This is a genomic window from Pseudonocardia sp. ICBG1293 (assembly GCF_020131355.1).
In the GTDB taxonomy this organism is placed as follows: domain Bacteria; phylum Actinomycetota; class Actinomycetes; order Mycobacteriales; family Pseudonocardiaceae; genus Pseudonocardia.
This window is the reverse complement of the sequence record NZ_JAHLEL010000044.1, coordinates 26,994-49,761: the sequence shown is the minus strand read 5'-3', so window position 1 is coordinate 49,761 and position 22,768 is coordinate 26,994. Positions and strand designations below refer to the sequence as shown.

The 22,768-nt window shown below is 73.3% G+C and carries 22 protein-coding genes; 17 read left to right on the top strand and 5 right to left on the bottom strand.

The window, feature by feature from the left end:
- Positions 1–105 precede the first annotated feature (105 nt).
- From KPF47_RS20245 to KPF47_RS20235, 3 genes are read right to left on the bottom strand one after another with little or no spacing between them, the layout of a single operon-like run.
- Positions 106–384: a hypothetical protein gene (locus KPF47_RS20245; protein WP_224390291.1), complete on the bottom strand. Its 279-nt coding sequence runs from the start codon at positions 382–384 to the stop codon at positions 106–108.
- Entirely contained in the window at positions 381–737 is a 357-nt protein-coding gene (locus KPF47_RS20240; protein WP_224390289.1) for a hypothetical protein, read from the bottom strand. Before KPF47_RS20240 ends, KPF47_RS20245 begins: the two co-directional genes overlap by 4 nt.
- Complete coding sequence (locus KPF47_RS20235; RefSeq protein WP_224390287.1) at positions 737–943, bottom strand: helix-turn-helix domain-containing protein; 207 nt, start codon at positions 941–943, stop codon at positions 737–739. Before KPF47_RS20235 ends, KPF47_RS20240 begins: the two co-directional genes overlap by 1 nt.
- Before the next feature lie 116 nt (positions 944–1,059).
- Between KPF47_RS20235 and KPF47_RS20230 the strand changes: the two genes are divergently transcribed.
- From KPF47_RS20230 to KPF47_RS20175, 12 genes are all read left to right on the top strand, one after another.
- Entirely contained in the window at positions 1,060–1,422 is a 363-nt protein-coding gene (locus KPF47_RS20230) for a GntR family transcriptional regulator (RefSeq protein WP_224390285.1), read from the top strand.
- A 235-nt stretch (positions 1,423–1,657) separates the two neighbouring features.
- On the top strand, positions 1,658–2,188 hold the full coding sequence (locus KPF47_RS20225; RefSeq protein WP_224390283.1) for a helix-turn-helix transcriptional regulator: 531 nt from the start codon (positions 1,658–1,660) through the stop codon (positions 2,186–2,188).
- A 41-nt stretch (positions 2,189–2,229) separates the two neighbouring features.
- Positions 2,230–3,087, top strand: coding sequence for an IS5 family transposase (locus KPF47_RS20220; RefSeq protein WP_224389877.1), 858 nt, complete (start codon positions 2,230–2,232; stop codon positions 3,085–3,087).
- A gap of 187 nt (positions 3,088–3,274) precedes the next feature.
- Positions 3,275–3,868: a tetratricopeptide repeat protein gene (locus KPF47_RS20215; protein ID WP_224390281.1), complete on the top strand. Its 594-nt coding sequence runs from the start codon at positions 3,275–3,277 to the stop codon at positions 3,866–3,868.
- A 119-nt stretch (positions 3,869–3,987) separates the two neighbouring features.
- Positions 3,988–5,187, top strand: coding sequence for a non-ribosomal peptide synthetase (locus KPF47_RS20210; RefSeq protein WP_308015442.1), 1,200 nt, complete (start codon positions 3,988–3,990; stop codon positions 5,185–5,187).
- A 68-nt stretch (positions 5,188–5,255) separates the two neighbouring features.
- Positions 5,256–6,185 (top strand): TauD/TfdA family dioxygenase, encoded by a 930-nt coding sequence (locus KPF47_RS20205; RefSeq protein WP_224390909.1) that lies wholly within the window; start codon positions 5,256–5,258, stop codon positions 6,183–6,185.
- Positions 6,182–7,222, top strand: coding sequence for a 2,3-diaminopropionate biosynthesis protein SbnB (gene sbnB / locus KPF47_RS20200; RefSeq protein WP_224390280.1), 1,041 nt, complete (start codon positions 6,182–6,184; stop codon positions 7,220–7,222). Before KPF47_RS20205 ends, sbnB begins: the two co-directional genes overlap by 4 nt.
- Before the next feature lie 31 nt (positions 7,223–7,253).
- The gene (sbnA, locus tag KPF47_RS20195; RefSeq protein WP_224390279.1) at positions 7,254–8,309 is read left to right on the top strand and encodes a 2,3-diaminopropionate biosynthesis protein SbnA; all 1,056 of its coding nucleotides are present in this window, start codon (positions 7,254–7,256) and stop codon (positions 8,307–8,309) included.
- The gene (locus KPF47_RS20190) at positions 8,309–10,510 is read left to right on the top strand and encodes a hypothetical protein (protein ID WP_224390278.1); all 2,202 of its coding nucleotides are present in this window, start codon (positions 8,309–8,311) and stop codon (positions 10,508–10,510) included. The genes sbnA and KPF47_RS20190 overlap by 1 nt, the downstream gene beginning before the upstream one ends.
- The gene (locus KPF47_RS20185; protein ID WP_224390277.1) at positions 10,507–11,607 is read left to right on the top strand and encodes an FAD-dependent oxidoreductase; all 1,101 of its coding nucleotides are present in this window, start codon (positions 10,507–10,509) and stop codon (positions 11,605–11,607) included. The genes KPF47_RS20190 and KPF47_RS20185 overlap by 4 nt, the downstream gene beginning before the upstream one ends.
- 46 nt (positions 11,608–11,653) lie before the next feature.
- Entirely contained in the window at positions 11,654–13,435 is a 1,782-nt protein-coding gene (locus tag KPF47_RS20180; RefSeq protein WP_224390276.1) for an acyl-CoA dehydrogenase, read from the top strand.
- Between the two features lie 239 nt (positions 13,436–13,674).
- Positions 13,675–15,048 carry a dicarboxylate/amino acid:cation symporter gene (locus KPF47_RS20175; protein ID WP_224390275.1) on the top strand — a complete coding sequence of 458 codons (1,374 nt, stop codon included), beginning with the start codon at positions 13,675–13,677 and terminating at the stop codon, positions 15,046–15,048.
- A 100-nt stretch (positions 15,049–15,148) separates the two neighbouring features.
- On the opposite strand, the gene KPF47_RS20170 is transcribed toward KPF47_RS20175, so the two are convergent.
- On the bottom strand, positions 15,149–16,048 hold the full coding sequence (locus KPF47_RS20170) for an SAM-dependent methyltransferase (RefSeq protein WP_224390274.1): 900 nt from the start codon (positions 16,046–16,048) through the stop codon (positions 15,149–15,151).
- A 133-nt stretch (positions 16,049–16,181) separates the two neighbouring features.
- Here KPF47_RS20170 and KPF47_RS20165 point away from each other — a divergent pair, with 133 nt between their 5' ends.
- The 5 genes from KPF47_RS20165 to KPF47_RS20145 all read left to right on the top strand — a co-directional run bounded on the left by KPF47_RS20165 (position 16,182) and on the right by KPF47_RS20145 (position 20,724).
- Positions 16,182–16,796, top strand: a complete 615-nt coding sequence (locus KPF47_RS20165) for a Pr6Pr family membrane protein (RefSeq protein WP_224390273.1) — start codon at positions 16,182–16,184, stop codon at positions 16,794–16,796.
- A 138-nt stretch (positions 16,797–16,934) separates the two neighbouring features.
- A complete protein-coding gene (locus KPF47_RS20160) occupies positions 16,935–18,083 on the top strand; it encodes an acetyl-CoA C-acyltransferase (RefSeq protein WP_224390272.1) in 1,149 nt (382 codons plus the stop codon).
- 35 nt (positions 18,084–18,118) lie between these two features.
- Positions 18,119–18,880 carry a 3-hydroxyacyl-CoA dehydrogenase gene (locus KPF47_RS20155; RefSeq protein WP_073574552.1) on the top strand — a complete coding sequence of 254 codons (762 nt, stop codon included), beginning with the start codon at positions 18,119–18,121 and terminating at the stop codon, positions 18,878–18,880.
- Between the two features lie 30 nt (positions 18,881–18,910).
- Positions 18,911–20,062 (top strand): acyl-CoA dehydrogenase family protein, encoded by a 1,152-nt coding sequence (locus tag KPF47_RS20150; RefSeq protein ID WP_224390271.1) that lies wholly within the window; start codon positions 18,911–18,913, stop codon positions 20,060–20,062.
- A 32-nt stretch (positions 20,063–20,094) separates the two neighbouring features.
- Complete coding sequence (locus tag KPF47_RS20145; RefSeq protein WP_224390270.1) at positions 20,095–20,724, top strand: TetR/AcrR family transcriptional regulator; 630 nt, start codon at positions 20,095–20,097, stop codon at positions 20,722–20,724.
- Between the two features lie 8 nt (positions 20,725–20,732).
- On the opposite strand, the gene KPF47_RS20140 is transcribed toward KPF47_RS20145, so the two are convergent.
- Positions 20,733–22,082: a GGDEF domain-containing protein gene (locus KPF47_RS20140; protein WP_224390269.1), complete on the bottom strand. Its 1,350-nt coding sequence runs from the start codon at positions 22,080–22,082 to the stop codon at positions 20,733–20,735.
- Positions 22,083–22,768 lie beyond the last annotated feature (686 nt).

Genomic DNA, 22,768 nt, shown 5'->3' with positions numbered 1-22,768 from the left:
TCTGATCGTCTGTCCTATGTGGATCATGTGGGTGCGCCCGTCCGGTCCCGACCCGCCCGCACCCGGGGGGTCAGCGCTCGATGCGCACGACCCGCCCCACCGACATCACCGGCAGATCCCGACCCGGCGTGCCGTGGCCTCGGTCAGATACGACATCGGCGCCGACCGCGAGGTCTCCACCACACCGGCACCGCCGTCGAGATGGCGCAGCTCCACCGCGACCCGTCCCTGTGGCAGCCACTCGATCCCGACCACCTGCGCCCACCCGCCATCTGCGGGCCCGTAGGAGTAGACCCACCACCCGGGCCGGACCAGGCGCACCGGACGCTCCTGGGACGCCTTCGCCGCCGCACGCTCCACACCAGCCGCCGGGCGGGCGCTCACCGCACACCCGCCGGGGGCTCCTCGACACCGAGCAGGACCAGCTCCGCCCGATCCTGCGCCGACACAACCTCCACCACCGCCGACAGATAGCCGTCGTTAGAACGCAGACGACGCCACTCCCGCCACTCCACCAGCGCGCCACTCCACGCCTCAGCCGCCTCCATCCCGGCCACCCCGACCGCGACCCACGCCAACACCCCGGCCACACCATCCAGCGGGCCAGCCGCGCCGAGGGCGAGGACCACGAGCACCCCGGTCAGCACCACCAGGGCCGCCCCGGCCCCGAGCCGGTGCCGGAACTCGCCCCGCACCTGATCCAGCACCCGACGCCGGTGCGCATCCACGACCCGCATCACTTCTCGCCACCCTGAACTGCGGCGACAGCGATCCGCTCGTCGAGCCAAGCAGCCAGCGCATGACCCGGCACTCGGACGGCCTTGCCGAACCGCAGAACCGGAAGGGCTCCGCTTTCGACTGCCCGATACACAGTCGATGGCGACACGTCGAGCATGTCGGCGACGGCGCTGACCCGATACATCCGACCCCTGTCGATGTTCATTGTTCCTCCGTGGTTGTCCTGGACCTGGGCCCCGCGGCGCCGGGAAAGCGGCGACGAGGGGAACAAGAGAGAAGGTAGCAAACTCAGTCGACTGAGTAGACTCTGTCTTGTCGGAGATGGCAGACCTGGCAGCCTGTACCGTTCTTGACGTGCAGAGATCGGACCCAGACGACTCCCGCCCGCCCTATCAGCAGGTGGCCGAGACCTACCGGCGACAGATCAAGTCCGGCGAGGTCGCCCCTGGCGATCCCCTACCGTCCTACAGCGAGGCAGCCTCGCTGCTCGGCGTCTCCCCCGGCGTCGTGAAGCGAGCGTTCGCCGAGCTGCGCAACGAAGGCTTGATCGTCATCCGCCACGGCCAGGGCTCGTTCGTACGCACAGAACAGGACGTAGAGGCCATTCCCACGGTCGCCGACCTTGCCGCCGCCGTGAGAAGCCTCAGCGAGCGCCTGGAGGCCGTGGAGCGGCGCCTCTCCTGAGGCTGATTGCCACCCATCACCTGCCGCGCCCGTGGCCGCTGTAGTCGCTGTGTTCACGGCGACAACACTGGTTCGTCAGGCGCCGCCGCCACAGTGTTGTCACAGGTGAGGACCACAGTGCGGGGGTGATATCACCCCCGCCGCACCGCATCACCAAGATCCGAGATCGACCACCTGACGACCGCTCGGATGCCACACTTGAGGCGTTGGCGATGGACGAGGGGAATCCGGGACCATGACCGACCGACCGAGCTGGGCGAAGCGCATCCGCGCGATGCGGGAATCTCGCGGATGGTCACAGGCTGCCGCCGCGGAAGAAATGCGCAGACACTCCGAAAACGCGCTACCCGACGCCCAGCACCTGGAGCGTCGTTGGAAGGCGTGGGAACTCGGCGAGAACAAGCCCGGACCGCATTACGCTCCCATCATTGCCGCAACCCTCGGCACCGCGACTGCCTCATTGTTTCCACCTGAGAACAAGCCGACCACGGTCGATCTGATAGCCAGCTCAGGCATGGACACTCTCGAAATCGTCAGCCGAATCAATATTTCGGACATCAACTCGGCAACACTCGATGCCTTACGAATCACGGTAGAGCGCCTGTGCTCAGAATACGCAAGCAGCAATCCGAACGACTTGATCGTCGAGGGTCGACAGTGGCTTCGCCGTTTGGTCGAACTACAGGACCGACGACTCACCCTTAGAGCGTCCGGCAGTAGAGGTGGCCGTGTGTCGGTGTTGGTAGAGACACGGACCTGCAAGTGATCATGGGATTGCTGATGTCCTGATGGTCGCCTGGAGGGTCCGTGCCTCTATTGCCAGAATCGCTGATCGACCCCCTCTGGGTCGAGTTCGCTGCCCTGATCGAGGCAGAGCGGCGCCCGGAGTTCGACCCGGCCCATCCGTGGGGATGTCACCGCCGCCGTATCCCCGACCGCCTGGTGTTCGAGCACGTGCTCGCGGCGTTGGTGCACGGCAGCGGCTACGAACGCATTGCCACCCCCGGCTGCTCGGACCGCACGATCCGCCGCCGTCTCGCCCAGTGGGCCGCCGCCGGCGTCGGGGAGCAGGTCCTTCGGGCCGCGCTGGCCGGCTATGACCAGATGATCGGTCTCGACCTCGACGATCTGTCTGCCGACGGAGCGATCACCAAGGCTCCCTGCGGTGGCGAGGTCGCCGGCTGTAACCCGGTCGACCGGGGCAAACAGGGCACCAAACGCTCCGTGGTCTGCGACGGTGCGGGGATCCCGCTGCACCTGATCAGCGCCCGCGCCAATGACCACGACTCGCCGTTGCTGAAACCGACCCTGATCGGGATCTACGACATGATCGGGCCGCTGCCCGAGCGACCGTGCCTGCACCTGGACCGGGGCTATGACTCAGGCAAGACCCGCGATCTGCTCGAACGACTCGGGTTCGACGCACAGATCGCCACCAAGGGCCGGCCCGCCCCGATCCAGGTCGGTAAGCGGTGGCCGGTCGAGCGCACCCATTCCTGGATGAACGGCTACGGCAAGCTGCGCCGGTTCACCGATCGCCGGAAGATCATCGTCGAGTTCTACCTCGACCTCGCCGCCGCGCTCACCGTGATCCGCCGGCTGATCAACCGTGCCCGCAGCCGCTACCGCTGGACAACCCGACCCACGACCCGTCGACTCCGATAACCATCAATCGCCGGACGCTCTTAGCTAGCGGCGAGAGACGTTGGAACTTGCCGGTTGGCTGGCTCTTCTCGTTGGCTGTCTCGAGTACGACACAGGGCATCGCCAGGCCGCAGAGGCAACGCGCCAGGCAGCGCTACGCCTCGGCACAGAGTCCGAGACCCCGGGCATTCTGGGGTGGGCACACGAGATGAAAGCGTGGTTCGCGCTGACGAACGGGGACTACCGCGGCGTCATCGCCGCCGCCGAAGCTGGCCGCGGAGCAAGCGGCAACCACAGCGTCGGAGTGCAACTCATCGCCCAGGAAGCGAAAGCTTATGCGCGAATGGGTAAGCGTCGAGAGATGGAACAGGCACTCGATATCGGCCGCAAACAGCTCGACGCACTGCCCTGCCCAGACAACATCCAGAATCATTTCGTCGTCGATCCATCTAAGTACGATTTCTGCGCTATGGACTGCTATCGCCATGTCGGCGACAACGATCGGGCACGGGAGCTATCTGAAGAGGTCATCCGAGCCGGAACCGATTTCGATAATCGCGAGCGTTGGCCGATGCGAATCGCGGAAGCTCGCATCACCCTCGGCGTCGCAGCAGCACGAGACGGCGACCTGGACGAAGCGCTGATTCACGGGCGACGCGCGCTCGACGGCCCACGGCAGTCCCTGCCGAGCCTGGCGATGGTCGCTCGCGACCTGGGCCAGGTGCTCGCAGATCGATACACCGGCGAGCAGGAGGCCACGGCCTACCTGGAGCAGATCCGCAGCCTTCAGCGGCCCAGCTAGACCGATCTCCAGGCCGTCCCCAGGCCGTGGGACGCCCGACAGCGCCGACCAACGGTGACAACCGTTGACCGACTTTCAGCAGCTCACAGGGGTGTGCGATCCGGTCGTCGCTGGTCACGGTGGGGCCGGATCACTCCTTCGACATCTCGCTGTGGCAGCTCGTCGCGGGCCCGCTGGCGGGCGGGCGGACCCTGCTCGTCGAGCAGGACGTGATCCTCGACGTCCGCCGCTTCGTCGACACCCTGGTGCGGTCCCGGGTCACCGTGGCCCAGCTGGTGCCCAGCTACCTGGAGGTCGTGCTCACCTACCTCGAGGAGCACCCCACCGCGCTGCCCGACCTGCGGATGGTGTCCGCGACCGGGGAGGCGCTCAAGACCGAGCTCGTGCAGCGCTGGTTCCGGGTGCTGCCCGGTGTGCCTCTGGTCAACGCCTACGGGCTGACCGAGACCTCCGACGACACCAACCACGCCGTGCTGCGCTCCGCTCCCGAGGACGGCCGGGTCCCGCTCGGCGCGCCGGTGCCGGGGGTGCGGGTCTACGTCGTCGACGCCGACCTGGCACCGGTCCCGCTCGGGGCCCCCGGGGAGATCGTGTTCTCCGGGGTGTGCGTCGGGCGCGGCTACGTCAACGACCCCGACCGCACCGCCGCCGCGTTCGGCTCCGACCCGTACCGCCCCGGGGAGCGGCTCTACCGCAGCGGCGACCACGGCCGCTGGCGTCCGGACGGGCAGCTGGAGTTCCTCGGCCGCCGCGACAACCAGGTCAAGATCCGCGGGTTCCGGATCGAGATCGGCGAGATCGAGAACGCGCTCCTGGCGGTGCCCGGCGTCCGCGACGCCTGCGTCGTCGTGGCGGCGACCGCGGGTGGGCCGCAGCTGGTGGCCTACCACGCGGGCGACGGCCCCGACGCGGCCGAGGTCCGGTCCCGGCTGGGCCGCAGCCTGCCCGCCTACATGGTGCCGCCGACGGTCCACCGGCTCGACCCGCTGCCGGTCACCGCCAACGGCAAGATCGACCGCAAGGCCCTCACCGCCCGCGCCACCGAGGCGGCAGCGCAGGCCGCCACGGCACCGGTCCCGTCCGGCCCGGCCGACGGCGGGCTCAGCGCGGCCCAGCGCCGCGTCGTCGACGCGGTCACCCGGGTGCTCGACCTGCCCGCCGGATCGGTGGGCGTGCACGACGACTTCGCCGAGCTGGGGGGCAGCTCGCTGTCCGCGGTGAAGCTCGTGATCGCGCTCGGCCGGGCCGTCACGGTCCGCCAGGTGCTCGACCACCCCGTCCTGACCGACCTCGCCGGACTGCTCCCGGGCGAGCACTGACCACCACACAGGGGGAGACATGACCGGATCACTGCTGGGAGTGCGCCCGCACCCCGGACGACCCCCCCATCCTCGACGCGGGACCCGGCGGCGACGCCGCCGGCTGGACCGAGCGCCACGGCGACGCACTGCGCGACCTGCTCGACGACCACGGCGTCGTCCTGGTCCGCGGGCTGGGTCTGCGCACCGTCGCCGACGTCGCCGGTGTGGCCGCCCGGCTGGGGACCGGCAGCTACGTCGAGCGCGAGGCGTTCGCCGCCAGGACCCTGCTGTCCGACGGCGTCTACTCGGCCACCCCGTGGCCCGCCCGCCAGGCGATGTGCGCCCACCACGAGCTGTCCTACGTCCTGGAGACGCCCGCCACGCTGCTGTTCGCCTGCCTGCGGGCCCCCGAGACCGGCGGTGCGACGCCGCTGGTCGACACCAGCCGGGTCGCGGCGGACCTGCCGCCCGCACTCGTCGACCGCGTCGAGCGCGACGGCTGGATCCTCACCCGCTCCTACGGCGACGACATCGGCGCCTCCTGGGAGCAGGCGTTCGGCACCACCGACCGGGACGCCGTCGAGCGCTACTGCCGGGCCGCGGCCATCACCACCGAGTGGACGCCCGACGGCGGGCTGCGCACCCGGCAGCGCCGCCACGGCGTGCTGATGCACCCGGTCACCGGGCAGCGGGTCTGGTTCAACCAGATCGCGTTCCTGTCGGAGTTCGCGATGGACCCCGAGGTCCGGGAGTTCCTGCTGGAGATGCACGGCCCGGACGGCCTGCCGTTCACCACCCGCTTCGGCGACGGCTCGCCGGTGCCGGAGGAGGTCGTCGACGAGATCAACGCCGTGCACGACCGGCACGCGCTGCGCGAGCCCTGGCAGGACGGCGACCTGCTCGTCGTCGACAACCTGCGGTTCGCGCACGGCCGCGACCCCTACACCGGCGACCGCCACGTCGTGGTCGCCATGATCGACGGCGTCGCCGTCCCCGCCTTCGAGGGAGCCCGATGAACCCGGCCGCATCCGTCCCCGCCTTCTCCGTGATCCCCGGCGCCCAGGTGGCGCGGGCGCTGGGTGGGCGCGAGAAGGAGCTCGTCGAGCTGGTGGAGGACACCTACCGGGTGCACGGCGCCGGTGGCACGGTGAACCCGCCGTCGTACTTCCTGCGGTTCCCGGACCGGCCGTCGTCGCGGATCATCGCGCTGCCCGCCTCGCTGGGCGGCTCCGGTGGACAGACCGGCGTCGACGGCATCAAGTGGATCTCCAGCTTCCCGGAGAACGTCGCCAGGGGGGTCCCCAGGGCCTCGGCCGTGCTGATCCTCAACGACCCGCTCACCGGCTACCCGTACGCCTGCCTGGAGAGCTCGATCATCTCGGCGACCCGGACGGCGGCGTCGGCGGCCTCGGCGGCCGACCGGCTGTCGCGGGACCGGGACCGCCCGCGTCGCGTCGGGTTCGTCGGCACCGGGCTGATCGCCCGCTACATCCACCAGTTCCTAGTCGGGACCGGCTGGACGTTCGACGAGGTCGGCGTGTTCGACCTGTCCGCCGACTCCGCCGAGGGCTTCCGCGGCCACGTCCGGCGCACCGCACCGGGTGAGGTCCGGATCCACGACTCGGCCGAGTCGCTGGTCCGCGACAGCGACCTGGTGGTCTTCGCGACCGTGGCGGGCACCCCGCACGTGCACGACCCGGCCTGGTTCGACCACCACCCGCTGGTGCTGAACGTGTCGCTGCGCGACCTGTCGGCCGAGATCGTGCTCAGCGCGTTCAACGTCCTCGACGACGTCGAGCACTGCCTCAAGGCCGACACCTCCCCGCACCTGGCCGAGCAGGCCACCGGGAACCGCGACTTCGTCGACGGGACCCTGGACCAGGTGCTCGACGGCACCCTGACCGTCCCCACCGACCGCACGGTCGTGTTCTCCCCGTTCGGCCTCGGGGTCCTCGACCTCGCCGTCGGCCGGTTCGTCCACGCCGAGGTCGCCCGCGCCGGCGACCTGCACACCGTCGACGACTTCTTCCACGAGCTGAGCCGGCACGGCTGAGCCGCCACCACTGGTACACGAGGGGTCGACGATGACCGTCATCTCCGCACCCGAAGACTTCAACACCGACGACCTGTACGTCGACCTGACCGGGGTCCTCGGACTGTCGCTCTACCTCAAGTGCGAGGGCTTCAACTTCGCCGGCTCGGTGAAGCTCAAGGCCGCACTCGGCATGGTCACCGACGCCGAGCGGCGCGGCCTGCTGCGTCCCGGTTCGGTGCTCGTGGAGTCCTCCTCGGGCAACCTCGGCGTCGCACTCGCGATGATCGCGGTGAGCCGGGGCTACCGGTTCGTCTGCATCACCGACCCACGCTGCAACCCGGCGACCCACCGGCTGATGGAGGCGCTCGGCGCCGACGTCCGCGTCGTCGACACCCCGGACGCCGCCGGGGGGTTCCTGGCCACCCGGATCGCGCTGGTCCGCTCGCTGGTCGCCGGCGACGACCGCTATGTCTGGCTCAACCAGTACGCCAACCCGGAGAACCAGGGCTCGCACCTGGTCACCACCGGGCCGGAGATCGAGGCGGCCTTCCCGGAGCTCGACGTGGTCTTCGTCGGGGCGGGTACTACCGGCACCCTGATGGGCTGCGCGCGGTACTTCCGGTCCCGGCCGCGGCCGGTCCGGGTGGTCGCGGTCGACGCGGCAGGCTCGGTGACCTTCGGCGACCGGCCCACGCCCCGGATGATCCCGGGGCTGGGCACCAGCGTCCGGCCCGAGCTGCTCGACGAGTCCTACATCGACGACGTCGTGCACGTCGCCGAGCCCGACACCCTGCAGGCGTGCCACGCGCTGGCCCGCCGCGGGTTCCTGTTCGGGGGGTCGACGGGCACCGTCGTGGCGGGGGCGGCGGCCTGGCTGCGCCGCCACGGCGACGCGACGACCACGGCCGTCGCGCTGGCCCCGGACCTGGGGGAGCGCTACCTCGACACCGTCTACCGGCCCGCATGGCTGGCCGAGCACTTCGGCCCGGAGACGGCGGCCGGGATGCCCTGGCCCCGCCCGGCAGGCCTCGCCGCGGCCGTGCCGGGGGGTGTGGTCACCGAGATCCTCCCGGGTGGTCCTGCCCTGGTCGCGGGGACCCGCTGATGGCCCGCACCCGGACCCCGCGGGCCCCGCTGGTCCCGCCGCGCCGCGAGGCCCCGGCGGGGACGGTGGCCGGGGCGACCCCGGCACGGCCGACTCCCTACCGGCGCGAGGACACACCCCGGGAGCCGACCGGTCCCGGCCCGCGGACCGCCGACGACGTGTCGGTGACGACGGCGCTCCCGCGCGCCGACCCGGCGGCGCCGCCGCGGGCCGGCGGGGCCCCCGCCCCGTCGGCGGCCGTCCGGTCCGCCGACGGCGTCGAGGGCCGTGACACCACCGGCCCGTCGTCCGGTGCCGAGGGGGCCGGTCCGCCACGCCCCGGTGCGCCGGAGCCCTCCCGCACCCGGCGACGGGGACTGCTGGCGCCGCCGGGCGCGGCGACACGGACCGACCAGGGCATCCCGGGGTCCTCCGGGGCCTCCGGGTCCTCCGGGGCGGAGGACACCGTGCGGACACGACCGCACACCGGCGCCGGGCCCGTCCCGGACGCGCCGGACCACGGCGGCGCCGTGCCGCCCGTGCCGCCGGTGCCGCCGGTGCCGACCGGCGGCACCGGTAAGCCCGTCGGCGTCGAGCCGCGTGCCGGGGCGCACCGGACCGCGACCCCGACGTGGCTCCCGGTCTCGGCCCGCGCCGACACCCCGGTCCCGACCGCGGTCCCGACGGCGGGGCGGGACGACGAGCGGGCCCCGGCCGCCGGTCCGGCCTCGACACCGGTCGGCGTCGACGGGCCGTCGGCGGGGGCGGGCGCCGCCCCGGCCCCTGGGGCGCCGGCCCCGTCCCGGCCGGTCCCCCCGTCGCGTCCCCCGACGGCGCCGCCCGCGGTGTCCCCGGGGACGTCCGCGCTCCCGCGGGTGCCCGCGGCCCCGGCCACCCGGCCCGCGGGCCCGGACCGGGCCCCGGTCGCACCCCTGCGTCCGGCGCCGCCGGCCGGGCGACCGGCACCCGCTGCCGCCCCGCCCCGGGTGGACCGCAACGGGCCCCTGCGCGAGATCGGCGCGTCGCTGCGCCGGCGCCGTGCCCCCGTCGCGGGAGCCGTGCTGCTCGCCGCCGCGGGCGCCGCGGGCCTGGCCGCGCTGTTCCCTCCCCCCACCGTCGCGACGACGTCGGTGCAGGTCGGTTCGGTCGGCACCGCGGACCCCGGGCCCGCGACCACCCGCGCGCTCGCCGCGGCGGGCAGCGCGGCCTTCACCGACCGCGTCGCCGAGCTGACCGGGACCGGTGTCACCGACGTCGCCGGGCGGCTCGTGCTCACCGCACCCGAACCGGGGGTGGTCGCCGTCCGGGCCACCGGCACCGACGACGCGGCCGCATCCGCACTGGCCGCCGACGCGGTCACCGCGCTGCGCGAGCGCATCGGTGCCCTCGACGCCGCCGTCACGACCGGCGGGACCCAGCCGCTGCGGGCCGAGATCGACCGGCGTGCGGCCCAGGCCCAGGCGGAGGGCACCGGCAACTCGGGTGGCACCGCGACCGACCCGGTCGCCGACCAGCTCGGTCGCACGCTGGCCGACCGCACCGGTCAGGTCACCGTGGTCGTCGACGGGCCGGAGCCGGTCGCGGCCCCCGAGGTGCCCGCCGCGCAGTGGGCCGGGGGAGCGGCCGGGATCGGCGGCGGGGTCGCACTGCTGCTGGCCGCGCTCGGGGTGCCGGCGGTGCGTCGCGGTCGTGGGCTGCTGCCCGAGGCCCATCCCGAGGACCGGCTCCGGGCCCGTCTCGACATCCCGGTGCTCGCACCGGGCTCGGCCCCGGACGCGGTGCCGCGGCTGGCCGGGGCCTACCGGGACCTGCTGCGCGGGGCCGAGCGCCTCACGGTCGTCCAGCTGACCCGCGAACCCGCCTGTGACGTCGCGTCCGAGCTGGTCAAGGCGGCGGCACTGGTCGGGGACCGGTGCGGGTACCGCGACCTCACCCCCGGTGCGCCGGCGACGACCGTCGCTCCCGGTGTGCCGGTCGTGCAGGCACTGCGGGTGCCGCGGCTCGCGCACGAGGACCTGCGCGGGCTGCGCGACGGCGGGCCGAGCGTGCTCGCCGTCGAGACCGCCGGGACGACCGCCGAGGACGTCGCGACGGCCGTCGCCGCGCTGCGGGCGGTCGGCGCCCCGCCGCTGCTCTGCCTGGTCTGGCCGGGGCGCCTGTCCCGGGACCCGGCCCGCGTGCCGTTGCCCGTGGACGCCCGCACCCGTTCCCCGCACCCGTGACGGGGGCCGGGTCGGTCGAGTGCGCCGTCGTCGGGCTGGGTGTGCTCGGCGCGGCGTCGCTGCTCGCACTGGCCCGCGCCGGGGTGTCCTGCGTCGGGCTGGAGGCCGGCCGCGTCGGGCACCCCGACGGCGGGTCCGGCGGCGAGACGCGGATCTTCCGCACCGCCGTCGCGACCGGACCGGACCACGTCCGCCTGCTCGACCGCAGCCGCGAGCTGTGGACCGGGGTGCCCGGCGCGCCGTTCACCGCCTGTGGCGCGCTCACCGTGGGCACCCGTGACGACGCGCGGGTCCGGGCGGTCGCGCTGCCGGGCCGCACCACGGTGTTCGGCGCCGCCGCGGCCGCGGCCCGCTGGCCCGCCCACGTCCTCGGGGCGGACGAGGTCGCCGTGCTCGATCCGGGCGGCGGGCTGCTCGACGCGGGCGCCGCGACCCGCGGGCTCGTCGCGCAGGCCCGCCGGGCCGGGGCGGGGGTCCGCGAGGAGGTCACCGTCCTCGGCATCGGCACCCGCCGCGGCCGGGCCGTGCTGCACACCGTCGACGGGGAGACCGTCGCCGACAGCGTTGTGGTCGCCACCGGGCACGGCGACGGCCTCGTCCCGGGCGTCGCCGGGATCGAGCAGCGTCGTGTCGTGCTGAGCTGGTTCGGGGTGCGCGACCCGGCCCTGTTCGCCCCCGCCGCCTTCCCGCCGGGCGTGCACACCGCGGCGCCCGCGCACACGTTCTTCCCCACCGTCGACGGGGCCACCATCAAGATCAACCACCAGCAGCCGCAGCCGCGCGTCCACTCGCCTGCCGACCACCACCCGCCGGTCGAGGCCGGCTACACCCGGGACTGGGCCGATGCGGTCGCGGCCCGGCTCGACGGGATGTCCGCCCGGCCGGCCCGGCTGGAGACCTACGTCGAGGGGTACACCCGGCAGCGCCGCGGGGTCGTCGCCCTCACCGCGGGGGCGCCGCGGACCGTGACCCTCGGCGGGTTCTCCGGCCAGGGGTTCAAGTACGCCCCGGCCGTCGGGGAGCTCGTCGCCGACCTCGTCCGGACCGGCCGGTCCCGCTCACCCGCGTTCGCCCCGGCACTCGCCGTCGGCGGATGAGCCGCCGGCTTCCCCGGAACGGGCCCGGGGTGCGATCGTGGGTGGTGTGCCAGCGCCGCTGATCTCCCGTGCCGATCTCGACTTCCTGCTCCACGACTGGCTGCGGGTGGACGAGCTGTGCGCGCGTGAGCGCTACGCCGAGCACGACCGCGACACCATCGACGCGGTCGTCGACCTCGCCGCGCAGGTCGCCACCGAGCACTTCGCGCCGCACCGCAAGGTCTCCGACACCCGCGAGCCGGAGTTCGACGGCGAGCGCGTCACCCTGCCCGACGAGGTCCGTGCCGCGTTGAAGGTGCTGGCCGACACCGGCATCGTCGGCGCCGGGCTGGACGCGCGGGTCGGCGGGATGGCGCTGCCCGCCGTCGTCGTCCAGGCGTGTTTCGTGTGGCTGCACGCCGGCAACGTCGCGACCGCCGCGTACCCGATGCTGACCGTCGCCGCGGCCAACCTGCTGCTCACCCACGGCAGCGAGGAGCAGGTGCAGACCTGGGTCCGGCCGATGGTCGAGGGTCGCTACTTCGGCACCATGTGCCTGTCCGAGCCGCAGGCCGGGTCGTCGCTGGCCGACGTCACCACCCGCGCCGAGCCGCGCGAGGACGGCACCCACCGGCTCACCGGCACCAAGATGTGGATCTCCGGCGGCGAGCACGAGCTGGGGGAGAACATCGTCCACCTGGTGCTGGCGAAGATCCCCGGCGGACCGGCGGGGGTGAAGGGCATCTCGCTGTTCGTCGTGCCACGGGTGCTGGAGAACGGGGAGCGCAACGATGTCGCCCTCGCCGGGCTGAACCACAAGATGGGCTACCGCGGCACCGTCAACACCGTGCTGAACTTCGGCGAGGGCCGGGCCACACCGGGCGGCGAGGCCGGCGCGGTCGGCTACCTGGTGGGGGAGCCGCACACCGGGCTGGCCCAGATGTTCCACATGATGAACGAGGCCAGGGTCGGGGTCGGCGCGGGTGCCACCGCTCTCGGCTACGCCGGATATCTGCTCGCGCTCGACTACGCCCGCACCCGCACCCAGGGCCGCACCGCCGGGGCGAAGGACCCGGCCGCGCCGCAGGTGCCGCTGGTCGAGCACACCGACGTGCGCCGCATGCTGCTCGCGAGCAAGTCCTACGTGGAGGGCGCGCTCGCGCTGAACCTCTACTGCGGGCGGCTGCTCGACGAGGAGCGCACCGCCCCCACGGAGGAGGAGCGCCGTCGCGCGCACCTGCTGCTGGAGGTGCTCACCCCGGTCGCCAAGAGCTGGCCGTCGCAGTGGTGCCTGCACGCCAACGACCTCGCCATCCAGATCCACGGCGGCTACGGCTACACCCGCGACCACGACGTCGAGCAGCTCTACCGGGACAACCGGCTCAACCCGATCCACGAGGGCACCCACGGCATCCAGGGCCTGGACCTGCTCGGCCGCAAGGTCGTCATGCAGGGCGGCGCCGGGCTCACCCTGCTGCGGGAGACGATCGGGACCACCGTCGGGCGGGCCCGCGCCGCAGGCGGGGAGCTCGCCGCGCACGCCGACGCCGTCGCGGCCGCGGCGGACCGGGTCGTCGAGGTGACCGGTGTCGTGCACGGCCAGGACGATCCGGCCCTCGCCGTCGCGCACTCCTCGGTCTACCTGGAGGCGGTCGGCCACGTCGTGCTCGCCTGGATCTGGCTGGAGCAGGCGCTCGCCGCCGACGGTCGCGACGGCGACCTCCACGACGGCAAGCGCGCCGCGGCCCGCTACTTCGTGCGTCACGAGCTGCCCCGCACCGGCCCGCAGCTGGACCTGCTGGCGTCGCTGGACCGGACCACCCTCGACGTCCGCGACGCCTGGCTCTGACCCGGCCCGCCGCGGACCGCGCGGTCGCCCCACCGGTGTGACGACCGTCCTGTGGGATCACGCTCGGTACGCCCGTCCGGCGGGAAGAATGCGGCGGACGGGGGTGTTGCAGTCACCTGTGCGGGGGACGGGTGTGTGGCTGGTGAGCCGGCGGGTGATCGACCTGTGCCGTCGTGCCACGACGGGCTGTCGGCGCTGACCGCCGCCCACGCCCGTACCGCATCCCCTGGGGGGACCCCGTGTCACTCGTCGTCCGTGCCGCGCGCGCCTGGCAGCGCCCGCGCGTGTTCGCTCTGCTCACCGTCACCGGGCTCGTGCTCGGTGCCCTGCTCGGGCTGACCGCCCGGGTCACCGGCTCCGCGGGGCTGGCGTCCACGCTGGACACCGTCGGCAGCCTGTTCACCGGGCTGCTGCAGTTCACCGTCGCACCGCTGGTCTTCCTCGCGATCGTCGTCGGCATCGTCAGTCTGCGCGACCTCGGCGGCGGACGCACCGCGGCCCGGCTGGGCGGGCGCACCGTCGCCTGGTTCGCCGGGACCTCACTGGTCGCGGTGCTGATCGGCATCGCGATCGGGCTGATCGGGCGGCCCGGTCAGGGCGTCACGATCGCCGCCGACCCGGCCGACGTCGAGGCCGTCGGCGAGCGCACCGCCGGATCCTGGCAGGCGCTGCTGTCGAACCTGGTGCCGGACAACCCGGTCGCGGCCTTCGCCGACGACAACGTGCTGCAGGTCGTGCTCGCCGCGCTGCTGGTCGGTGCCGCCGCCTACGCGCTGGGGGAGAAGGCCGAGCCGTTCGTCGCGTTCTCCCGCTCGGCCTTCGAGGTCGTGCTCACGATCATCCGCTGGATCGTCGTGCTCGCCCCGATCGGCGTGCTCGGCCTGATCGGCAACGCGTTCGCCACCTACGGCAGCGGTGTCGTCTCCTCGCTGGCCGGGCTCATCGTCACCGTCTACCTCGGCTGCGCGATCGTGCTGTTCGGCGTCTACCCGCTGCTGCTGAAGTTCGTGGCCGGTATCGGCCCGCGCCGCTTCTTCGGCACCACCTGGCCGGTGCTGCAGTTCGCCTTCGTGTCCCGCTCGTCCGGCGCGACGCTGCCGCTGTCCCGGCAGGCCGCGATCGACCTGGGCGTCGACCGCAACTACGCCGGGTTCGCCGTCCCACTGGCCACCACCACCAAGATGGACGGCTGCGCCGCCGTCTACCCGGCCCTGGCGACGATCTTCATCGCGCACGTCTCGGGGATCCAGCTCGCCGCCTGGCAGTACGTGGTGATCGCGGCGGTCGCCGTGTTCGGCGCGCTCGCGACGGCCGGGACCACCGGCTGGTTCACCATGCTGACGCTGACCCTGGCCGCGATCGGGATGCCGCCCGCGGTGATCGCCGCCGGTATCGCCGTGGTCATCGGGATCGACCCGATCCTGGACATGATGCGCACCGCGACCAACGTCGCCGGGCAGATCACCGTGCCGACGCTGGTCGCCGCGCAGGAGGGCATCCTCGACCGCGGGGACGCGAGCGCCCCGGCCCAGGCCGAGCCCGTCGCCGCGCAGGACACGGTGACCACGCCGCAGGAGGACGCGTCCGGCGCCGGACGCACCACCTCGGTCTGACCGTCACCCCCGGGAGGTCTGCCCCCGGGGCCGGCCGCCCCCGGCCCGCCGTACCGCGCCCGTCGGGCGGACGGCGGGCCGGCGCGCGTCCCGCCCCGGGTCAGCGGGCCGCCTCGACCACCAGGGCGTGCGCGACCACCGTCCCGACCGGACCCGCGAGCTCCCGGCCGAAGCCCGCACCCAGCTCGCCGAGGGTCCGCTCCCGCACGTCCCACCCCGCCGCGCGCAGCACCGACGCCGGCGCGGGGCGGCGCCGGGTGTCCCACAGCTGCGCCAGGTCGCTGCCCATCGTCGCGGCCATCGCCCGGACCCCGTCGGTGTGCAGGTACTCGTCGGCGACGGCCAGGTCCACCGCCTCCAGGGCGACCCGGCTGCCCGGTGCGGACAGCTCGTCGACCCGGGCGAGCAGGTCCGCCTCCGCCTCCGGGGGCAGGTAGGGCAGCAGGCCCTCCACCAGCCACGCGGTCGGGCGGCCGGGGTCGAAACCGGACCCGCGCAGTGCGTCCGGCCAGTCGTCGCGCAGGTCGCAGGGCACGGCGACCCGCCGCGCCCGCGGTGCGGTGTCACCGAGGACCCGCTGCTTGTGGGCCAGCACCTCGGGCTGGTCGATCTCGTACACCGCCGTGCCGTCCGGCCAGGCCAGGCGGTAGGGGCGCGCGTCGAGCCCGGCCGCCGGGACGACGACCTGCCGCACCCCGTCCGCGGCCGCCGCCAGCAGCGCCGCGTCGAGCACCCGGGTGCGGACGGCCATCATGTCCACCAGCGCCCGCCAGCCGTCGCCGCCGTCGTCGGCACCGCGGGGGAGCGGGACCCCCGGCGCGGCGGCGTCGACGAGGGCGCGCGCGTACGGGTCGACCACCAGCGGGTCGGGGCGCTCGGCCTCGGCGGCGCGGGCCGCGGCGACGGCCAGCGCGGTCGCGCCGACGCTGCGGGTGACGTCCCACCCGCCGGCGACGCTGTTGCCTCCGGCCGGGACGTTGCCGTGCGGTACTCCGGACATCGATCCTCCCCATGACGTGAGCAATGCTCACGATCATGGTGCGGTACACGACGCAACGGCGCGCCGCGGCATGACCGGGATCACCCGTCCGGATCCCGGGAACCCGGCGGGCGGCTCCCGGCGTTGATCCCCCGTGCACCTCCCGGCGCCCCGCAGGGTCCCCACCGCCGTCGTCCTGCGCGGGGCGGTCGTCGCCTGCGTGCTGGCGGCCCTGGTCGTGGTCGAGCTGAGCTCGCGCAGTGGCGTGGCCTGGCGTCTGACGACCTTCACCTACCAGGCCAACCTGCTCGCCGCGGCCTTCTACGCCTGGACCCTGCTGGGCCGCCGGTACGACGCGCGGCCCGCGCTCCGCGGCGCGGTCGTGGTCTACCTGCTGGTCGCCGGCCTGGTCTGGCTGCTGTTCCTGTCCGGGCGCTCGATGGGTTTCACCCCGGCGAACGTGCTGCTGCACATCGTCGTGCCGGTGCTGGCGCTGGCCGACTGGGTCCTCGTCCGGCCCGGTCGCGGCGGGCTGCGCTGGTGGCACCCACCGGTGTGGCTGCTGTTCCCGGCCGCGTACCTCGGACTGGCGCTGGCCGTGCTCAACGGGGCGGGCCGGCGGGCGCCGTACTACTTCCTCGACCCGGACGCCGTCGGTGCGGGCGGGCTGGCCTGGAACGTCCTCCGGCTGGCGGCCGGGTTCCTGGCCCTGGGGTACCTGGTCCTGCTGGCCGGGCGGGCCGGGTCCCGCGTCCCCGTGCGGGCGTGAGCGACGTCGAACCCGTGCCGGCGTGAGCGGCGTCGCACGGATCCGTGACAGTCAACGCTGACTGTTTGCTGCTACCGTCGTCGACGAGCCGACGGCACCGTCCCGGGTGCCGCCCGTCCGTCGCGAAGGAGCGAGACCGTGCGAGACGCAGTCATCGTCGAGGCCGTGCGCAGCCCGGTCGGCAAGCGCAGGGGTGGACTCGCCGGCATCCACCCCACCGATCTGTCGGCGCACGTGCTGCGCAGCCTGGTCGAGCGGACCGGGGTCGACCCCGCCGAGATCGAGGACGTCGTGTGGGGCTGCGTGTCCCAGTCCGGCGAGCAGACCTTCGACATCGCCCGCAACGCGGCCCTGGCCGCCGGGTTCCCCGAGACCGTCACCGGGGTCACCGTCGACCGCCAGTGCGGGTCCAGCCAGCAGTCGGTGCACTTCGTCGCGGCGGGCCTGATCGCCGGGCAGTACGACGTGGCCGTCGCCGGCGGCGTCGAGTCCATGACCCGGGTCCCGATGGGCTCCTCGAAGGGTGACGCGGACCCGCTCGGCGACGACTTCCGCGCCCGCTACGGCGTCTCGCCGAACCAGGGCGTGGGCGCGGAGATGATCGCCGAGAAGTGGGGCTTCTCCCGCACGCAGCTCGACGAGTTCGCGCTGCTGTCGCACTCCCGTGCCGCCGCCGCACAGGACGACGGCCGCTTCGACGGCCAGATCGCCCCGGTCGCCGGAGTCACCGCCGACGAGGGTGTCCGCCGCGGCGGCACCCTGGAGGGCCTGGCCCAGCTGAAGACGGTGTTCAAGGAGGCCGACCAGGGCGGGGTCGTCCACGCCGGCAACTCCTCGCAGATCTCCGACGGCTCCGCCGCACTGCTCATGACGACCAGCGAGAAGGCCCGCGAGCTGGGCCTCACCCCGGTCGCCCGCGTGCACACCGCGGTGCTGGCCGGCGCCGACCCGGTGATCATGCTGACCGCCCCGATCCCGGCGACGGAGAAGGTGCTGAAGCGCTCCGGACTCTCGCTCGACGACATCGGTGCGTTCGAGGTCAACGAGGCGTTCGCCCCGGTGCCGCTGGCCTGGCTGGCGGACATCGCGGGCGGCGACGCCTCGGTCGCCGAGCGCCTCAACCCCCACGGCGGCGCGATCGCGCTCGGCCACCCGCTCGGCGGCTCCGGCGCCCGGATCATGACCACCCTGATCCACCACATGCGCGACAACGGCATCCGCTACGGCCTGCAGACGATGTGCGAGGGCGGCGGCCAGGCCAACGCCACCATCATCGAGCTGCTCTGACACCCGTTCCCCGCCCGGAAGGAAACAGACAGAACATGGACATCAACGGTTCCGTCGCCGTCGTCACCGGCGGTGCGTCCGGCCTGGGCCTGGCCACCACGGAGAAGTTCGTGGAGCTCGGCGCCAAGGTCCTGATCATCGACCTGCCGTCGTCGCAGGGTGAGGCCGTCGCCGACAAGCTGGGGGAGAACGTCCGCTTCGTCGCCGCCGACGTCACGGACGAGCAGCAGGTGACCGCCGCCCTCGACGCCGCCGAAGAGCTCGGTGCGGTCCGCGTCGCGGTCAACTGCGCCGGCATCGGCAACGGCATCAAGACCTACGGTAAGAAGGGCCCGTTCCCACTGGACGGGTTCACCAAGGTCGTCACCGTCAACCTGATCGGCACGTTCAACGTGATCCGGCTTGCCGCCGAGCGGATCGCGAAGTCCGAGCCGGTCGACGGCGACCGCGGAGTCATCATCAACACCGCCTCGGTCGCGGCGTTCGAGGGGCAGATCGGGCAGGCCGCGTACTCCGCGTCCAAGGGCGGCATCGTCGGCATGACCCTGCCGATCGCCCGCGACCTGGCCGACCTCGGCATCCGGGTCTGCACCATCGCCCCGGGCCTGTTCGAGACCCCGCTGCTGGCCGGGCTGCCCGAGGACGTCAAGACCTCGCTGGGCAAGCAGGTGCCGCACCCGTCGCGGCTGGGGCAGCCCGCCGAGTACGGCAAGCTCGCCGCGCACATCGTGGAGAACCCGATGCTCAACGGCGAGACGATCCGGCTCGACGGCGCCATCCGGATGCAGCCCCGCTAGTCACACCACCACCCGAGGGGAGGCGGCGCCGTGAAGCGCACGCTCTACGAGTCCGACCACGAGGACTTCCGGGAGGCGTTCCGCGCCTTCGTCGAGAAGGAGATCGTCCCGCACGAGGCGCAGTGGGAACGTGACGGCGCCGTCTCCCGGGAGCTGTTCACCACCGCCGGCGCGAACGGCTTCCTGGGGATCGACGCGCCCGAGGAGTACGGCGGCGGCGGGGTGCGGGACTTCCGCTTCAACGCCGTCATCAGCGAGGAGCTGCTGCGGGTCGGCGCCGCCGGGGCGGGTCTCGGCCTGACCCTGCACAACGACATCGTGCTGCCCTACCTGCTCACCTACGGCTCCGACGAGCAGAAGCAGCGCTGGCTGCCGGGTGTGGTGGCGGGAGAGACGATCCTCGCCATCGCCATGACCGAGCCGGGCATCGGCTCGGACCTGGCGTCGATGTCGACGACCGCCGTCCGCGACGGCGACCACTACGTCGTCAACGGCGCGAAGACCTTCATCACCAACGGGATCAACGCCGACCTGATCGTCGTCGCGGTCAAGACCGACCCGTCGCAGAAGCACAAGGGCATGAGCCTGCTGGTGCTCGAGCGCGGGATGGAGGGCTTCGAGCGGGGCCGCAACCTCGACAAGCTGGGGATGCACGCCCAGGACACCGCCGAGCTGTCGTTCACCGACGTGACGGTGCCGGTGAAGAACCTCCTCGGGCCCGAGGAGGGGAAGGGCTTCGTCCAGCTGGTCGAGAAGCTGCCCCAGGAGCGGCTGTCGATCGCGGTGGCCGGGGTGGCCGCGGCGCGCGCCACGCTGAACGGGACGCTGGCCTACGTCAAGGAGCGCAAGGCCTTCGGCTCGCCGGTCGGCTCGTTCCAGAACTCCAGGTTCGCCCTGGCCGAGATGGACACCGAGATCGACCTCGCCGAGCACTACGTCGACGACTGCGTGCGCGCGCTGAACGCCGGCGAGCTGACCGCGGTCGACGCGTCGAAGGCGAAGTACTGGTGCACCGAGCTGCAGGGCCGGGTCGCCGACCGCTGCCTGCAGCTGCACGGCGGCTACGGCTACATGAGCGAGTACCCGGTCTCCAAGGCCTACGTCGACGCGCGCATCACCCGGATCTACGGCGGCACGACCGAGATCATGAAGGAGGTGATCGGCCGGGGTCTGGGACTCTGAGCCGATGACCGACAGGCGATCATGAGCACATCATGAGCACCGAACACCCTCCGGCGGTCCGGAGCCGGGCGCAGCGGTCGGAGGACAGCCGCGCCCGGATCCTGGACGCCGCCGTCGCCTGCCTGATCGACGGCGGCTACTCCGGGTCCACGACGCTGACCATCCAGTCGGCCGCCGACGTCTCGCGCGGCCGGCTGCTGCACCACTTCCCGAGCCGCGACCGGCTGCTGGTCGCCGCGGCGCAGCACCTCGCGGTCAAACGGGTCGCCGACACCGAGGAACGGGTGCGCCGTGTCCTGGAGGCCGAGCCGGTCGGTCTGTTCGAGCGCGCCGACCGGGTCATCGAGCTGCTGTGGGAGAGCTTCTCCGAGCCGCACTTCTGGGCGGCGGTCGAGCTGTGGACCGCGGCCCGGTCGAACCACGAGATCGCCGAGGCACTGCGCCCGGAGGAGAAGCGGCTCGGCGCGGCGATCCGCGCGTCGATGGCCCGCATGTTCGGCGACGAGCTCGCCGGCCGCCCGCGGTTCAAGCAGCTGCGCGACCTGCTGCTCACCTCGATGCGCGGCACCTCGCTGACCTACACCTTCGACCCACGCGACCCGGGCAGCGATCCGATGCTGCCCCAGTGGAAGGACCTGGCCCGGGTCCTGCTCGGGACCTGAGCCGGCCCTCAGGTGCCGTAGCTCAGCCCGAACGGCGGCGTCGCCGGGTCGCCGACGGGCGGTGGCGCGGGCCGCCGGACCGCCACCCGGTCGCGGCCCGCGCGCTTGGCCTCGTACAGCGCGGCGTCCGCGGCGGCGAGCAGCCCGTCGAGGTCGCTGCCGTGGTCCGGCGTCGTCGCGACGCCGACCGACACCGACAGCCCCGCGACCCGCCCGGCGGTCGTGGTGTCGACCTCGAGCGCGCGCACACCACGCCGGATCCGCTCGGCGACCTCGCGGGCCCGGGCGGCGGGATCGTCGTCGGCGCGCATCCCGCCGAGCGTGACCACGAACTCCTCGCCGCCGAACCGGCCGGCCAGGTCGTGGTCACGCACCTCGGCGGTGAGGACGTCGGCCACCGCCTGCAGCACGTCGTCGCCCGCCAGGTGGCCGTGCCGGTCGTTGACCGCCTTGAAGTGGTCGAGGTCGAGGATGAGGACGGCGGCGGCCCGGTCGGTGCGCGCGTCGCGTTCGAGCATCTGGCGGCTGCGCCACCGCCAGGCCGCCGGGTTGAGCAGCCCGGTCTTCGCGTCCGTGTCGACCTGCGCCTCGAGCTGGCGCACCAGGGTGGTCTGCTCGACGACGAGCAGCGGCAGCACCGCGAGCAGCGCGAACCAGGGCGAGGTGTTGGCGAGCACGACCGCGACCAGCCCGCCGATCGACAGCGTCGCGAGCTCCAGGCCGATGTCGCCGCCCAGCAGGATCGCGAGGAACCGCGATCCCGGTGCGGTGAGCCGCAGCACCGACACGACCAACAGCGTGTTCACCGCGGTGTAGGCGACCAGCGCACCCAGGACCAGGGCCGCGTTCTGCGGGGTCGCGAGCGCTCCGGTCCGGCCGTCGACCAGTGCGAGCAGCCCGGCGACGGTGTGCACGGCCAGCAGCACGGTGGCGGCGCTGTAGACCTGGCGGTGCGGCGGGGTGCCGCTCGGGCGGGCCACCCGCAGGTAGAGGTGCAGGTAGACGACCGCGACGACGACGGTCGCGAGCCCGGGCGGCAGCAGCAGCGCGGCGGCGAACGTCCACACCGAGGTCATGTTGATGTAGCGGGTCTCGGCGATCCGGCGCCGCAGGCGCTCGGCACCGACCGACAGCTCGGTGTGCGCCGCGGCGACCAGCACCAGCAGCCCGCACAGCAGCACCTCGGTGCGGGTCGGGGCCGTCGTCGCCACGATCCCGGTGCCGACCGCGGTGACCGCGGCGGCCTCCACGACCAGGACCAGCAGCAACGGGCGCAGCGGCAGACCTCGCAGCGACCGGGCGTCCGGCGCGGGCCGGCGACGCCCCGTCGCGCGCGGTGCCACCGGGCCGGAGATCACATCGCCTGCCTGTTCCTCGGCTGCGTTCGGGAGATCGCACCGAGGCTACCCGCGGGTAAAGCAAGGCTTCCCCACCGTCGCTCCGATGGCCGGAATCCGCGCCCAGCGGATCCGAACCCACGACGAACGCCTCAGATTTACGTTAAATCGTGACGCAGCGTTGTCCGTCGCTTACGCTGGCGGCGTCATCACTCGATCGTGGAGCGCGTCGTGCGTCCGCACGTTCGGAGCGCAGCGGCGTTCGTTCCGGGACGGGGAGAAGCACTCCGGTCGAGGGGGGATCGCTCGTGCGCAACTGGGACTGGTGAACCACCACCGGTGTCGCGCGGGACGGGCACGTCCCGCGCGGCACCGCCGTCGCCCCGTCCGCCACGCCGGTACGTCACCCGTGACCGGTGTCCTCGTGTGCCCGCTCCCGGGGGCTCCCCGGTTCCGGCGGCAGCAACGCACGGACGGATGACGCGACACCGTCGCGGGATGCGCACGGAGCGTCGTGTCCTCTACTCCCAACGGGTGACACCTGCGTCACGTCCGGGCGCTGACCAGGGGTGACGACCTGGTCCGGCCGGGGCCCGTCGATCACCCCCTAGTACTCCAGCCGCACTTCGTTAGCTGAGCTGTCTTCGTCGTCGATAGTGGCTTTCGCGGGCTCGGTGTTGGTGGCGACGTCGCCAGGTCGACCAGGC